This window comes from Methylobacterium sp. Leaf466 (genome assembly GCF_001425565.1).
Lineage (GTDB): Bacteria > Pseudomonadota > Alphaproteobacteria > Rhizobiales > Beijerinckiaceae > Methylobacterium.
The window spans coordinates 1-14,865 of record NZ_LMRC01000013.1 but is presented as its reverse complement, the minus strand read 5'-3'; the positions used below and the strand labels follow the sequence as shown (position 1 = coordinate 14,865).

The following is a 14,865-nucleotide window of genomic DNA, read 5'->3' as shown; positions in this document are numbered from 1 at the left end:
GCGGGAACGATCGTCCCGGTGCCCGAAGCGGTCGTTGCACCGCACCCGCAAGGCCGCCATAGCAGCCCGGACCTGGTGGCGAGGGCCGCCGCGCCGAGGATTCCCGCCGTGAACGCCACGCAGATCACCCACAACGATCTCGACGGCTATGCCGCCTCCACCGTGGTCGGCGCCTTCCTGCCGGTGTCGCGGATCGTCCACGTGGCGCGCTATTCCGACATCGGCCCGGTGGTGGACGTCGAGCTCAAGCGCCTCACCGCGGCGCGCACGCCCGAACTCCTGATCGTCACCGACCTCGGGCTGGAGGCCCCGGCGGTAAACTTCCTCAAGGCCTTCGCGGCGATGAACGCCAAGCGTGCGCCCGAGCAGGCCCACCGCCTCGTCGTCCTCGACCACCACGCCTCGTCCCTCGACCAGCTGCGCGAGCAGGGCATCGTCCCCCTGCCCCCGCAGGCCGAGGGGGAGACCCTCAGGCGGTTCGATCTCGGCGACCCCGCCATCGTCCTGCTCATCGACGAGGGGTGCTGCGCCACCCGCATGGCCTTCGCGCACCGCGCCCTCTACGCGACGCAGGAGCCCGACGAGGCCCAGGGCCTCGACCTCGCCACCCTGGTGGAGGCGGTGGACGCCCTCGACCTGTGGAAGAAGGAGCGGCCGACCTTCCTGGGCGGGCACGTCCTCGACGAGGTGTTCTGGGACAACGTCTCCAACCTCGTGCCGCTGGGCCATCCCTGGCACGACCGCTTCGTCGGCGAGCTTTTCCGCGGGGTGGCCGGCTTCCTGCGCCAGGGCCTGCCGCCGGCGCGGATCGAGACCGAGGTCGGGGCCCTGCGCGCCCGCGTCCTCGATCGCCTCCTCGAGGGCGAGCCCGACGACGACCGCTCGCTCACCACCCGCATGCGCATCGCCCGCATCCTCGCCCGCTCCGAGACGCTGTTCCGGCCGCTTTCCGACGGGACGCTGCTCTCGTTCGGGCTCGATTCGGGCATGTTCCAGCGGGTGTCGGACCGGATCATGGAGAGCGGCCGGGCCCGGCGCGTGGTCAACGTCCAGCGCACCGGCTCGCTCTCGTTCCGCTCCAACGACGAGACCGCCCTCGACGGCGCCCGCAGGTTCCGCGGCGGCGGCCACAAGGACGCGGCCGGCGGCCGCCTGCCCAACAACGGCTCGGCCTTCTCGATCGCCGACGCCCTGTCTCAGGTGGAGCCGGTCCTCAACCCGCCCGCCCCCGATCCCTCGGCCAGCCCCTTCGGCGCCCTGAAGAACTGGAAGGGATAGGGCGAGGGGGACCGAACATCGCTTCGCGCGGGCGGTTGAACTCTCGTCGAGCGGGGTCGTCCGTCGCCGGAGGGTCGCCCGAGGAGGGATCGCCCGCCGGCCTCGGGCGTCTTCCCCAGGGACGATCGGTCGGCCACGGCGCCCGATCCGCACGGAGAGCGGCACATGGATGGCAAGGCCAGGATCAGCTTCGACGACATTCGCGAACGCGCCTACGAATTGTGGGAGCGTCACCACCGGCCGGAAGGCTTCGAGATCGAGTTCTGGCTCCTGGCCGAGCGGGAGTTGCGCAACGAGCGCGCCCGGCGCTCCCGGGCGGACGAACGCGTCGCGTTGGGGGCGGACCAGGACTGACCTTTAGCAACCGGACTTCGGGGAAAGCGTGACTGGAACGTGCGGTTTCCTCTGGAATACCGGCGCGTTGCCGAAAAGAATCCCACAGTTGCCGGATTGCACGGACACGGCGAAAGCTTGGCCTGATTCAAGCTTTCACGCTGCCCCCTAGACGGGTCACGGTTTCGAGGTCTACCTTGAGGACGAGTCGGGTGCCAAACCCGCGACGCCACGTTCGGGGGAATCGACATGCCGGCTCAGGACACCGCGTTCTCGACGCCTCCGCCGCAGCACACCGCGATGGACGCGCACTTCGTCGCCCCCGACATCATCCGTCGTTCCGACGTGTTCGCGCGGCGCGCCAAGCTCCTGCGGATCGTCTCCGCGGACGTCATTCCCCGCCTGACCCTGCACCACCGCGCCGAGGCCCAGGCGGCCACCGCGACGCTCGCGCGCGACAACGAGATCCAGAGCCTGGCGCACCTGGTGCTCGGCACCGACCTGCAGGCGGCGATCGACTTCGTGACCGGACTGCGCGACCGCGGCGTCTCGATGGATACGCTGTTCGTCGACGTGCTGGAGCCGGCCGCCCGTTACCTCGGGCACCTGTGGGACGAGGACATCTGCGATTTCATCGACGTGACCCTGGCGGTGGGTCGGCTCCAGCATCTCCTGGCGGTCTTCAACGACACCGACGGTCTGCCGGCGATCAACAAGAAGCGCCTCGTCCTCATGACGACGATGCCCGACGAGCAGCATGTGTTCGGCGCGGCGATGGTGGAGAAGTTCCTCAGCGCCGGCGGCTGGAACGTCCAGTCGGAACCGGCGGCTCCTCGGGAGACCATCGCCTCGCTGGTGGAGCGGCGGTGGTTCGCGGTGGTCGGGCTGACCAAGAGTTGCGACCGCGGCCTCGACGAGCTCGCGGCCTTCATCGCGACGATCCGGGCGAGGTCGTGCAACCGGGCCGTCGGCATCATGGTGGGCGGTCCGGTCTTCACGGCCGACCCCGGTCTCGCCGTCCGCCTCGGCGCGGATGCCACCGCCCTCAACGCGCCCGCCGCCGTAGTGCTGGCGCAGAAGCTGTTCGACAAGGGTGCCAAGACCGGCTGGCAGGAAGGCGCCTGACACGGCTTCCGCTTGATTCAGGCGGGAACCGTATCACCGAGCCCGCGCGTCGCCCGAGCGAAGCCCGTTTCTCGCTGGCCCTGGAACCGAATACTCCCCGCAGCCGGAGTCGGCATGCGGGGACGAAGGCTGGACGGAGGCGTGCCGGTCCGAATGGACCGGTCCGTACCTTCACTCGGCCGCAGCGACCTTGCGCGGACGGCCGACGCGCCGGGGCTTCTCGGCCTCGGCCTGCTCGGTGGCCGGCTCGGAGGACTCGCTCGCCTTGGCGTCGCCCGGGGCACGGCGCTGCTGGCCGAGACCGAGGCTCTTGGCCAGGGCCGACCGCTGCTCGGAGTACGAGGGCGCCGTCATCGGGTAATCGCTGGGCAGGCCGTAGCGCTGACGATACGAGGCCGGATCGAGGCCCGCGCCGGTCAGGTGGCGCTTGAGCGTCTTGTAGGTCTTGCCGTCCACGAAGCTCACGAGGCCATCGTGGGTGATGGACTTGCGGATCTGTGCCGGCGTCGGCTTTTCGACCGGCTCTTCCTTGGGAGCGGCGGCGGAGCCGCCGGCGATGCCGCTGAGCGCCGCGTGGACGCTGCTGAGCAGATTGCCTAATTCTCCCACCGGAACCGAATTGTTCGAGACGTAGGCGGAAACGATATCGGCAGCGAGTTCGACATAGTCAGCCTGGATGGTCTGATCTGTGTCTTCCATGTCTATGACCCTTCTCTCTCTTTTGCATTTTTATCCACCGCGCCGCCCCTTCGGCGGCAGCGGTCGTCGTCGTGTCGAAACCGTCCCGGGACGTCGCGTCCCGGACCACGGTCGCCGATACCTCGCCCTGAGATTCTGTAGGGAAACCTTCTCTCGTGGCCCTCATGTACTAAAGCCACAAAGCGACATGCCTCCATGCCGCTATCGAACGATCCAACCGCAACGTTTCACACGTCGAAGGATGTGGAAACACGCAATACCGAGCAAAGTTTCATCTGGCACCCATAGAGCGGTCATTTTCCACCGCCAATTGGTATGTGGTTCCCAATAGCGCGTCACCGATCACTTCGCTGCCACGTATCACCATCCATCGTCCACCGTTGAGTCACGATGTGATGATCAAAGCGACCGTCGCTGCTTCGAACGGGCGGCCCGAGCATCGACTCCGTGGCGGATTCGATGGCGACGGTGCCGGATTCGCGCGGACGTTTCTTGTCGTTGTTCTCATGGGGCCCGCGACGGAGTCGAAACGCCGACAGGGACGGCGACCGTCCCGTGCCGCGCCTCGGCCCGCATGCGATGTGCCGAGCCGGAATGCATCGTGATGCAGACTAGTCGGGCCACCGGACGATGTTGACCTCGTCCTGTCGGCGACATGGGTGGCGCCATTGCCAAGAACAAGTCTCCCCCGACAGGAAAAATCGCCTTTCGTGACGCATCGGATGCCGATTCGTTTTTCCAACCCTGCAGATTGGACTGTCTCTTGGGTGAGGCGGCGTCTCCGGAACCTGCCGTCGGCGTGGGAGCGCTACTCCGATGCTGGCGAAGTCGCAAGCCGGTGCCTGCCCTAGCCTTCCGGTACGGCGCATTTTCGACGTTCGACGCCGGCGTCGGCGGTCTTCGTCGCACGGACCGTCGCGGAATCTGCCGGGCGGTCCCGGCACCGGCGCGGGCACTCCGAACGCGCAACGACAACACCGATGGCGGGAGGTATTCGTCAAGACATTTCGCTTAATCCCGACGGCGAAGCGGGAGAATGCAGGGAACGGGATGTCCTCTCCGGTGATCGAAGCCGAGCGTCTGGCCGCTCTGCATGCTCTCGACCTGATCGGAACCGCGGCCGAGCGTCATTTCGATGCCGTATGCCGGACCGCCCGCGACCTGTTCAGCGTCCCCATCGCGCTGGTCACCCTCGTCGACTCGGATCGCGTCTGGACCAAGGCCCGCTGCGGGATCGAGGACGCGTTCGTGTCCCGCGACATCGCCTTCTGCGCCCAGACGATCGAGTCGGACGCACCCCTCGTCATCGAGGACGCCGCCGCCGACCCGGCCTATCGGGACAATCCCCTCGTCCAGGGCGACCTTCGCATCCGGTTCTATGCCGGCATCCCCCTGGTCCTGCGCAACGGCATCCGCCTCGGCACCCTGTGCGTCATGGACACGCGGCCGCGCCGTCTGTCGCCGTCCGAGATCGGGCAGCTGCACGACCTGTCCGAAATCGTCCTGGCGCACCTGCGCCTGCACGACACCCTGCGGGCCAAGACCCGCGCCGACCTCGCCCTGAGCGACAGCGAGGCCCGATACCACTCCCTCACCGAGTCCCTGCCGCAGATGGTCTGGGTGCTGGCCGGCGAGGAGCGTCGCACCACCTACCGCAACGCCTGCTTCCGGAGCTACTACGGCGAGGATGGCGCCCCGCGCGACATCCGCCACAGCCGCAACCACCCCGACGACGTCGCCCGCATGAGCCGAGTCTGGATGGAGGCGGTGGCCGCCGGCCGCACCTTCGAGGTGGAGGGCCGCCTGCGGCGCCACGACGGCGTCTATCGGTGGCACAAGCTCGTGATGATCCCGGTCCACCGGGACGGGCGTGTGGCCGAATGGATCGGCACCGCCCTCGACATCGACGACATCATCGTCGCCCGCGACCGGCTCTCGCAGACGTCGGACCTGCTCCAGCTCGCCCAGCAGGCCGCCGGTGCGGCGGTGTGGGAATGGGACCTGGCGCACGGCGTCCTGCGCCATTCGCCCGAGAGCGCGCGCATGATCGGGCTCGACGTCCCGCCCGGGGCGACGACGGTGACGGTCGACGCGAACCACCGCACCGCACCGATCCATCCCGACGACCGCGCCGCGGTGGAGGCGGCGGACCACGACGCCATCCGGACCGGGGCTGCGAATTTCGGGGTCGAGTTCCGGGTGCTGCCGCGCGCCGGCGCCGGCGCCGGCTCAGGTTCCTGCCGCTGGCTGATGAGCTTCGGCCGGATCATCCGCGACGAGGCCACCGGCGTGCCCTCGCGCATCGTCGGGCTCAACCTCGACGTCACCGAACTGCGCATGACGCGCGAGGCCCTCGTGGAGAGCGAGGGGCGGCTGCGCGTCAGCGAGGAGCGCCTGGCGCTGGCCCTCGACAGCGGCAGCGACGGGCTGTGGGACCTCGATGTCGCCAGCGGGGCGTACTGGCTGTCCGACCGCTGCTACACGATGCTCGGCTACGCGGTCGGGGCGTTCCCCGGCACCGTCCGCACCTGGGCCGAGATGGTGCATCCCGACGACCGGGCGCAGGCCCTTCGGACGTTCGAGGACCATCTCGCCGGCACCAGCGCGGCCTACGAATGCGAGCACCGGGTCGAGACGGCGGAGGGACGCTACGCCTGGATCCTGTCGCGCGGGCGTGTCGTGACGCGCGACGGCGAGGGGCGACCGCTGCGGATGGTGGGCACCCATATCGACGTGACCGCCCGCAAGGAGGCCGAGCGCCGGGTCAACCACATGGCCCATCACGACGCGCTCACCGACCTGCCCAACCGCATCCTGTTCCACGAGCACCTCGACCGGCACCTCGCCGAGGTGAAGGCGGGCCGCGGGCGCCTCGCCCTGCTCTTCCTGGACCTCGACCGCTTCAAGACCGTCAACGACACCCTCGGCCACCTTGCCGGCGACGCTCTGCTCGCCACCATCGCGGGGCGCCTGCGGGCCGCGGTGGGCGAGGCCGGCACGGTGGCGCGCCTGGGCGGCGACGAGTTCGCCGTCATCGCCCCCGCCGCTTCCGGGACGCAGGAGACGGCCGCCCTGGCCCAGCGCATCATCGATGCGGTCGGCGAGCCGGTGGACCTCAGCGGCCGCATGGTGACGATCGGCGCCAGCGTCGGCATCACCCTGGCGCCGGACGACGGCCTGACCGCCGGCGTCCTCCTCAAGAACGCCGACATCTCCCTCTACCGGTCGAAGGCGGCCGGGCGGAACACCTACCATTTCCACGAGACCGGGATGGACGCGGCCATCGCCGACCGCAACCGCCTCGAGTTCGACCTGCGCGAGGCGGTGATCGGCGGCGCGCTCGGCCTCGCCTACCAGCCGGTCATGACCATCGCCGACGGCACGGTGTGCGGCTTCGAGGCGCTGATGCGCTGGCGCCACCCCAGCCGCGGCATGGTCTCGCCGGAGCAGTTCATCCCGCTGGCGGAGGAAACGGGGCTGATCGTGCCCCTCGGCATCTGGGCGCTGCGCGAGGCCTGCCGCGAGGCCGCCTCCTGGCCCGGCGACCTGCGGATCGCCGTCAACGTCTCGACCCTGCAGTTCCAGCAGCCGGGCCTGGAGGAAAGCGTGGTCGCCGCCCTGGCCGCCTCGGGGCTGGCGCCGCAGCGGCTCGAACTCGAGATCACCGAGAGCGTGCTGATGCACGAGGCCGATTCGGTGATCGCCTGCCTCACCCGCCTGCGGGCGCTGGGGGTGCGCATCGCGCTCGACGACTTCGGCACCGGCTACTCCTCGCTGAGCTACCTGCGCCGCTTCCCCTTCGACAAGATCAAGATCGACCGCTCCTTCATCTGGGACATCGCCGATCCGGATGCGGCCGCCGTGGTCCGCGCCGTGGTGGGGCTCGGCATGCGCCGGGGCACCACCATCACCGCCGAGGGGGTCGAGACGCAGGAGCAGTTCGAGAGCGTGCGCCGGGAAGGCTGCACCGAGGTGCAGGGCTATCTCTTCAGCCGGCCGCTTCCGGCCGAGGAGGCGCGGGCCTTCGTCCGCGAGCGCCCCCGCAGGGCCGCGGCCTGACCCCTGACCCCTCACCCCTGACCCCTCACCCCCGCGCCAGCGCCAGGGCGGCCTGGGCCAGGGCGCCGTCCGGCGCGATCATCGCGTCGAGGATCGAGAAGTGGTCGTGGGCCGCCAGCGGCAGCAGGCCGCCGGGCTCGCCGGAGGCCTGCCGCAGGGCGGCGTAGTCGCGCGACTGCCGCTGCAGTTCGGGCAGCTCGCACAGGCCGTAGGCGACCGTCACCGGCACGCCCCGCCGGCCGCCCAGGCGCATCGGCGAGAGGGTGGCGACCTCGTCCTCGGTGAGGCGCAGGGCCTCGTTGAGACCCGTGCGCCGGATCGGCGCGAGGTCGTAGATCCCGCTGATGCACAGGGCCGCGTCGACCTCCGGCCACTGGCAGGACAGGGCCGCCAGGTGCCCGCCCGCCGACCAGCCCGACGCCACCAGCCGCCGCCGGGGCCGGCCGGCGGCCTCGTCCCGCGCCCGCAGGAGCCGCAGGGCGGCGCCGATCTCGTCCGCGATCTCGCTCAAGGTCGCCTCGGGCGCCAGGGTGTAGCCGATCAGCGCCACGTCGAGCCCGAGCGCCAGAGGTCCCAGCGCCATGCAGCCGAAATCCTCGCGCGCGTTGCGCTGCCAGTAGCCGCCGTGGACGAAGGCCAGGAGCGGGGCGTTCCCGCCGTCCCCCTCGAACAGGTCGATGCGGTTGCGCGGGCGAGGGCCGTAGGGGATGTCCAGGGTGCCGGGGCGCTCGGCTCGCAGGACCGCGCTGCGGGCGCGCCAGCCGGCGAGGCGCGCCGCGCTGTCGGCCACCGCGCCCCGGTTGTCGTAGGCCCGGTCGAGGGCGTCGGCGTCGAGGGTCCGCCAGTCGGCATCAGGCATCGTCGCCGCTCTCCAGATACCAGTCGACGAGGTCGCCGCCCTGCAGGAACACCACGTCCGGCCGGGCCAGGAGCGCGTCGAGCAGGCGCTCCAGCAGGCCGATCCGGTGCGGTACGCCGGTGATGTAGGGGTGGATCGCCAACCCCATCGCCTTGGCGCCCCCGAGCGGTCCCCCGCCGGCGGCCTCCGCGGCGAGGCGGTCGGCCTGGACGAGGGCGCGCTCCACGAACTCGTCGGCGCGGTGATGCTGGATCGCCAGGAGCGGGATGTCGTTGAGCTCCACCGAATAGGGCAGGGTCACCAGCGACCCGTGCGCGGTGGACAGCCGGCAGGGCCGGTCGTCGGCCACCCAGTCGCCGACGTACTCGATCCCCGCCGCCCTGAGGTGGTCCGGCGTGTCGAGGGTCTCGGTGAGTCCCGGCCCGAGCCAGCCGCGGGGCGCCGCGCCGGTGACGGTGCGGATCGCCCGGATGGTGCGGGCGATGGCCGCCGGCTCGTCGCCGACCCGGTGGGTCGGCACCTGGTGGAAGCCGTGGCCCATGAACTCCCAGCCGGCGGCGTGTGCGGCCCGGGCGATCCGTGGATAGGCCTCGCAGACCGAGCCGTTGATCGACAGGGTCGGGCGGATGCCGCGGGTTTCGAACGCCTCGAGCAGGCGCCAGAACCCCACCCGCATCCCGTACTCGTGCCAAGCCCAGTTGGGGATGTCGGGCAGGAGCGCGGCACCGGTCGGCGCCACCAGGATCTGGCGCGGCATCGGATGGTCGATGAGCCAGTGCTCGACGTTGACCACCGGCCAGACCGCGAGGTGTTTGCCTCCGGGCAGGGCGATCCTGGGACGGTCGACGGCCGCGCGGTAGGCGAGGCGGTGCTCGGGGCGGCGGCGATCGGCCGTCATGCCGCCGTGCGGGCGTGGTGGCTGTGGAGCTGGGCCGAGAGCATGCGACGCACGTCGTTGAAGGCGGGGCTCGACACGTCGCGGCGCCGGGCGAGGTCGATGGTGTGGATCGCGTCGATGCGGCCCGGGCTCGGCGACATCACCACCACCCGGTCGGCGAGGAAGATCGCCTCCTCGATGGCGTGGGTGACGAACAGGACCGTCAGCCCGGTGCGGCTCCACAGGTCCAGCAGTTCGTCCTGCAGGCGCTCGCGGGTCATGGCGTCGAGCGCCCCGAACGGCTCGTCCATCAGGACGACCTCGGCCTCGTTGGCGAGCACCCGCGCGATGGCGACCCGCTGCTTCATGCCCCCCGAGAGCTGGTGCGGATAGGCGTCGGCGAAGCGCTGCAGCCCGACCACGTCGATGTAGCGGGCGACCGTGTCGCGGATCTCGGCCGCCGGCCGGCCGCGGGATTTCGGCCCGAAGCCGATGTTGTCGCGCACCGAGAGCCAGGGGAACAGGCCGTAGTCCTGGAACACCATGCCCCGGCTCGGGGCGGGGCCGTCGATGGGACGGTCCCACATCAGCGGCTCGCCGGCGGTGGCCGTCTCGAAGCCGGCCACGATCCGCAGCAGGGTGGACTTGCCGCAGCCCGAGGCGCCGAGCAGGCAGATGAACTCGCCCCGGTTCACGGTGAGGTTGGCGCCTTTCAGCGCCTCGACGGTGCGGCCGTTCACGCTGAAGGACTTCGAGACGTTGCGCACGTCGAGGATTGGGACGGTGGCATCAGCCATTGGCTTGGTCACCCCTGTCTCGGTCATCCATGCCTCGGTCATCCATGGGAGGGGCTCCACGCGAGCAGGCGGCGGCCGATCAGCATGACGATGCGGTCGGAGAGGAAGCCGGCGATGCCGATCACGATCATGCCGCAGATCACGATCTCTGTGCGCGAGAGCTGGCGCGCCTCCATGATGATCGCCCCGAGCCCCGTCTGCACCCCGGTCATCTCGCCGACCACGATGACGACCCAGGCGAAGCCGAGGCCGAGGCGCAGGCCCGTGAAGATCGACGGCAGGGCCGCCGGCAGCACCACCCGGGCGAACTGGGCCGAGCCCCGGCAGCCGAGCATCGCGGCCGCCTCGAACAGGCGCGGCTCCACCGAGCGCACGCCGAAGATGGTGTTGACGAGGATCGGGTAGAACGCGCCCAGGAAGACGAGGAAGTAGGCCGAGCGCGGCCCGAGCCCGAACAGGATCATGGCCAGGGGCAGCCAGGCGGTGACCGGCACCGGCCGCAGGATCTGGAACATCGGGTCGAGGAGCTGGCGCATCAGGGGCACGCGGCCGATGAGGAGCCCGATCGGCAGGGCGGTGAGTACGGCCAGCGCGAAGCCCCCGAACACCCGCGACAGCGAGGCCCCCAGGTGCGTGAGCAGGGTCGCGCTGAAGGCGTCGTCGTTGATGCCGCCCACCGCCAGGTCGACCAGCGCCGTCCAGACCTCGGCGGGCGGCGGGATCAGGCTGTAGGGCCGCCCCGTCGTCGTCAGGTGCCACACCAGGGCCAGCACCGCCGGGATCGCCAGGGCGAGGAGCCCTTCGCGCAGGCGCCCGAGCCGCCAGGGCGCGCGCGCCGCCGCCGCCGGCGGCGCCGTCACGGCGGCCGGGCCGGCCAGCGGGGCGGCACTCATGCGTCCCTCATCGCGTCGACGAAGCGGGTGTCGATGAAGGTCGAGAAGTCGGGCAGGCGCTTGATCTGCTTCAGGGCGAGCATGCGGTCGGCATAGATCCTGGCCTGGCCGATCTCGGTGGAGCCGAGCTTCCACTTGAGCTCGACGTTGGGGGCGGAGATCTCCAGCGCCTCGCGCTTCTGGCCGAGCTTCTGCACCGCCATGGCGATCATCGCCTCGCGGTTGTTGGCGGCGAAGTCGGTGCCCTTGCGGTGGATGTCGAGCATGGTGCGCACCACGTCGGGCCGCTCGGCGATGGTGTCGCGGTGGGCGCCGAACACCATGTTGAGGGCGCCCATCTCGGTGCCGTAGGGGTATTCGACGAGGCTGCCGACCCCGGTCGAGAGGCTGACGCCGGGGGCGGGCTCGGCGCCGACGTAGGCGTCGATGTCGCCGCGCGCCAGCGCGATGTGCATCTCGCTGAACGAGATCCGCACCGGCGTGATGTCCTTCACGCTCATCCCCTCCATGCGCATCCGCTCGAGGGCGAACACCTCCTGGGTCGAGCCGGGCCAGAGCGCCACGCGCTTGCCCTTGAGATCCTGGATGGTGGCGATGCCGGCATCCTTCTTGGCGATGATCGCCATGCCGCGGTTGCAGGTGGAGGCGACGATTACCAGCGGCTCGCCGGCGGCCGCCCCCAGGGTGCCGGCGGCGATGCCGAAGGTGCCGAAATCCACCGACTTCGTCACGACGGCGTTCTTGCACTCGGTCGGGCTCTCGAAGGGGATCACCTCGACGGTGACGCCGGCCGGCGTGAACTGCGCGTAGAAATGCGGGGCGATCGAATGGATCAGCTTGAGCGAGCCCATCCGGATCACGCTCGAGCCCTGCGCCCGCACCACGGCGGGGGCGGCGACGAGTCCGGCGCCGAGGCCGGCCAGGAAGGTGCGACGGCGAATCATGGCGGTATCCGGTTCCAGCGACAGTGTCCGGCCCAGGCTATGAGCAGGCCTTGTTGCATGCGAGTGCTGTTTGCTGACCGATGCGTTGCCGAGAACGCAACGCTTCCTCGCCGTGCACCGGAGTCCCGTCGATGAAGCACCTGCGCGTCCTCACCTATGTCTCGGAGATCGCGCGGCACGGGTCGATCCGGCGGGCGGCCGAGCGGCTCAACCTCACGCCCTCGGCCCTGACCCGGCAGATCCAGGACCTCGAATACGAGCTCGGCACCCCGATCTTCGAGCGGTTCGCCAAGGGCATGCGCCTCAACGCCGCCGGCGAGCTGCTGGTGCGCCACATCCGCGACCAGGTCTCGGACCTGGAGCGCGTGCGCTCGCAGATCGCCGACCTCTCCGGGGTGCGCCGGGGCCACGTCAAGCTCGCCTGCAGCCAGGCCTTCGTGAACCATGTCGTCCCCGACGAGGTCGAGGCCTACCGGGCGCCGTTCCCGCTGGTGACCTTCACGGTGCTGGTGCGCGACCACCTCCAGGCGATCGCCTCCCTCGCCCAGTTCGAATCCGACCTCGCCCTCGTGTTGCAGCCGCCGCCCTCGGCCGACCTGCAGGTGCTGTTCTCCTGCAGCCAGCCCCTCTACGCCCTGATGCGGGCCGGCCATCCGCTCTCCCGGGACGAGGGGCCGGTGCGCCTGCGCGAGTGCCTGATGCACCCGATGGCGCTGCCGGACCGGTCGCTGGCCATCCGCCACCACCTCGACGACGCGCTGGCCCGCAAGGGGGCGCCGCTGCGCCCGGCGATCGAATCGAGCTCCCTGGAATTCCTGCGCAACCTCGTCCTGCGCGAGGACGCCGTGAGCCTCCAGGTGCCCAGCGGCATCCCCGACGACCCGCGCCTGTGCCGCCGGCCCATCGACGCGCGCGACCTCGAGCCGATGTCGCTGATCCTCGGACAATTGCGCGGGCGCACCCTGCCGGTGGCCACCGCTAAGTTCGCCGACCGCTTCGCCAACAGCCTCAACCACCGCTACGGCCCGCCCGCCGGAGCCTGATGCGCAGGCGCCACAGGTGCCGGGACGGGACAGGGACGATCCGGCAGCGGAAGAATTTCGTTAACGCCACTTAATCGAAAATTAACCATTCCCCGACGAGAACGGTGTCAACACGAAATCTTGAGTTGACCCAGTCGAAGAGATCGGAAGCGAAGCAACGGCAAGTCGTTTTGCCGATGCCACGCCGATATCGACTCGATCTTCGCTCGAGACGACTGCCGTGGCGGCGATCTTATCGTCCCACTCCCGGTTTCAGTGGGGCAATGCGCGACAATGTACATCGTGGTCGATGAGCGGTCTTCCGTAGCCACCGAGTACCTCGCCGGTTTCGACGCGCAGGGCGTGCGCGCCCTCGGCCTTCGGGCCGAGGAGTTCCAGGCCTGGCTCGGCACCACCGGATCGGACGACCTGCAGGCGGTGGAAGGCTTCGTGCTCGGCGAGAACCAGGAGCGGACCCGCTTCACGGCCGCCATCCGCAGCCTGACCCACGCTCCGATCATCGCGCTCAACGAGACCCGTTCCCTCGAGCAGACCCTCGACCTCTTCACCGCCGGCATCGACGACGTCGTGCGCCGCCCGGTCCATGTCCGCGAGATCCTGGCCCGGGCCGCCGCCATCCGCCGCCGGGCCAACCGCAGCGAGGGCGTGGCCGCCCCGGCCCAGGACAAGGCCGGCCGCCTCACGGTCCATGCCGACGGCCGCGACCCGGAGATCGACGGGCAGAGCCTGATGCTGCCGCGGCGCGAGCGTCACATCCTGGAGTATTTCGCGCGCAACCGCGGCCGCCAGCTCAGCCGGCTGCAGATCTTCAACGCGGTCTATGCCGAGCACGACACCGACGTCGAGGAGAGCGTGGTCGAGGGCCACATCAGCAAGCTGCGCAAGAAGCTGCGCATGCGGCTGGGCTACGACCCGATCGAGGCCAAGCGCCTGGCCGGGTACACCTTCGTCGGCTGACGACGCGGGAGCGACCGACGACGAAGGCCACGCTTCCGGCAGGAAGCGTGGCCTTTTTCCGTTTCGGTTCCGCCCCCGGCGCGGCCGGGGGCGAAGGCAGGAGATCTTACCGGAACAGCGACAGGATGCTCTGGCTCGACGAGTTGGCGATGCTGAGCGACTGCACGGCGAGCTGCTGCTGCGTCTGCAGGGCCTTCAGCTTGGTCGACTCCTCCTCGATGTCGGCGTCCACCAGGATGCCGATGGTGCGGTCGTTGGCCTTCATCAGGGTGTCGACGAAGGTCTTCTGGCCGTCGATCTGGGTCTTGTTGGCGCCGAGCTTGGTGCCGGCGTTGGTGACGGCCGAGATCGCCTTGTCGACCTGGGTGATGATCGCCTTCAGGCTGGCATCGCCGGCGGTGCCGGTGAGGGCGCTGATGTCGATGCTGTCGACCGAGAAGGCGCCCGACACGGTGTCGAGGATGCCGCGGGCGGTGGTGGTGCCGGCGGCGGTGCCGGCACCCGAGCGGGTGTCGGTGCCCGCCGTACCGGTGCCGAAGCCGACGTCGACCAGCGTGTTGCCGACCGTGACGGTGCCGTTGGCGACGGAGACGGTCTCGGTGGCGCCGGCGCCGGTGGTGGTGAACGACAGGCGGCCCGAGGTGTCGAGGGCGGCGGTGACGGTGCCGGCGATGTTGGAGGAGGCGGCGATCTGGTTGTTGATCGCCGAGATGAACTCCTCGGTGGTGACGGCGGCCAGGTTCACGGCGGCGGAGGCGAGGGTGGAGGCGTTGAGGGTGATGTCGTTGGCGCCGGCCGAGGTGGTCAGCGTGATCTTGACCTCGTTGGTGCCGCTGAAGTTGGCGGTGCCGGTACCCGAGCCGAAGCCGGCGGTGCCGGTGAGCGAGGTGGTGCCGGTGACCTGGGCGGCGGTGGCGGCGGTCTGAACGCTGGCCGAGTTGGTGTCGTAGAGCTTGATCGCGTTCACATCGACGGTGATCTCGGAGAAGTTGATGGTGCCG

General features: G+C 70.1%; 13 protein-coding genes. 6 read left to right on the top strand and 7 right to left on the bottom strand.

The features are described from left to right. Positions 1-108: 108 nt before the first annotated feature. The 3 genes from ASG59_RS08145 (at position 109) to ASG59_RS08135 (ending at position 2,736) form a co-directional block, all read left to right on the top strand. Positions 109-1,278, top strand: a complete 1,170-nt coding sequence (locus ASG59_RS08145) for a dimethylmenaquinone methyltransferase (RefSeq protein ID WP_056281527.1) — start codon at positions 109-111, stop codon at positions 1,276-1,278. 165 nt (positions 1,279-1,443) lie between these two features. Beyond that, the gene (locus tag ASG59_RS08140) at positions 1,444-1,632 is read left to right on the top strand and encodes a DUF2934 domain-containing protein (protein WP_055880189.1); all 189 of its coding nucleotides are present in this window, start codon (positions 1,444-1,446) and stop codon (positions 1,630-1,632) included. A gap of 228 nt (positions 1,633-1,860) precedes the next feature. Next, positions 1,861-2,736 carry a cobalamin B12-binding domain-containing protein gene (locus ASG59_RS08135; RefSeq protein ID WP_055880187.1) on the top strand — a complete coding sequence of 292 codons (876 nt, stop codon included), beginning with the start codon at positions 1,861-1,863 and terminating at the stop codon, positions 2,734-2,736. 171 nt (positions 2,737-2,907) lie between these two features. Here ASG59_RS08135 and ASG59_RS08130 read toward each other — a convergent pair whose 3' ends face one another. Continuing rightward, on the bottom strand, positions 2,908-3,435 hold the full coding sequence (locus tag ASG59_RS08130; RefSeq protein ID WP_055880185.1) for a MucR family transcriptional regulator: 528 nt from the start codon (positions 3,433-3,435) through the stop codon (positions 2,908-2,910). Between the two features lie 1,050 nt (positions 3,436-4,485). Between ASG59_RS08130 and ASG59_RS08125 the strand changes: the two genes are divergently transcribed. Next, positions 4,486-7,494 carry an EAL domain-containing protein gene (locus tag ASG59_RS08125; protein ID WP_056408131.1) on the top strand — a complete coding sequence of 1,003 codons (3,009 nt, stop codon included), beginning with the start codon at positions 4,486-4,488 and terminating at the stop codon, positions 7,492-7,494. A 25-nt stretch (positions 7,495-7,519) separates the two neighbouring features. On the opposite strand, the gene ASG59_RS08120 is transcribed toward ASG59_RS08125, so the two are convergent. The 5 genes from ASG59_RS08120 to ASG59_RS08100 are packed head-to-tail and all read right to left on the bottom strand — an operon-like array spanning position 7,520 to position 11,864. Beyond that, positions 7,520-8,353 (bottom strand): alpha/beta hydrolase, encoded by an 834-nt coding sequence (locus ASG59_RS08120; RefSeq protein WP_056408128.1) that lies wholly within the window; start codon positions 8,351-8,353, stop codon positions 7,520-7,522. Continuing rightward, positions 8,346-9,251 (bottom strand): polysaccharide deacetylase family protein, encoded by a 906-nt coding sequence (locus ASG59_RS08115; protein WP_056408125.1) that lies wholly within the window; start codon positions 9,249-9,251, stop codon positions 8,346-8,348. Before ASG59_RS08115 ends, ASG59_RS08120 begins: the two co-directional genes overlap by 8 nt. Next, positions 9,248-10,027, bottom strand: coding sequence for an ABC transporter ATP-binding protein (locus tag ASG59_RS08110; RefSeq protein WP_056281517.1), 780 nt, complete (start codon positions 10,025-10,027; stop codon positions 9,248-9,250). Before ASG59_RS08110 ends, ASG59_RS08115 begins: the two co-directional genes overlap by 4 nt. A gap of 38 nt (positions 10,028-10,065) precedes the next feature. Continuing rightward, on the bottom strand, positions 10,066-10,920 hold the full coding sequence (locus tag ASG59_RS08105; protein WP_056408124.1) for an ABC transporter permease: 855 nt from the start codon (positions 10,918-10,920) through the stop codon (positions 10,066-10,068). Continuing rightward, positions 10,917-11,864 carry an NrtA/SsuA/CpmA family ABC transporter substrate-binding protein gene (locus tag ASG59_RS08100; protein ID WP_056408121.1) on the bottom strand — a complete coding sequence of 316 codons (948 nt, stop codon included), beginning with the start codon at positions 11,862-11,864 and terminating at the stop codon, positions 10,917-10,919. The genes ASG59_RS08105 and ASG59_RS08100 overlap by 4 nt, the downstream gene beginning before the upstream one ends. 131 nt (positions 11,865-11,995) lie before the next feature. Between ASG59_RS08100 and ASG59_RS08095 the strand changes: the two genes are divergently transcribed. Together ASG59_RS08095 and ASG59_RS08090 are read left to right on the top strand one after the other, a co-directional pair. Then, complete coding sequence (locus ASG59_RS08095; protein WP_055880166.1) at positions 11,996-12,907, top strand: LysR family transcriptional regulator; 912 nt, start codon at positions 11,996-11,998, stop codon at positions 12,905-12,907. A gap of 273 nt (positions 12,908-13,180) precedes the next feature. Next, on the top strand, positions 13,181-13,864 hold the full coding sequence (locus ASG59_RS08090) for a winged helix-turn-helix domain-containing protein (RefSeq protein WP_055880159.1): 684 nt from the start codon (positions 13,181-13,183) through the stop codon (positions 13,862-13,864). 106 nt (positions 13,865-13,970) lie between these two features. Here ASG59_RS08090 and ASG59_RS08085 read toward each other — a convergent pair. Continuing rightward, positions 13,971-14,865: flagellin (locus ASG59_RS08085; RefSeq protein WP_277996107.1), on the bottom strand; the 895-nt coding region annotated here is incomplete at its 5' end.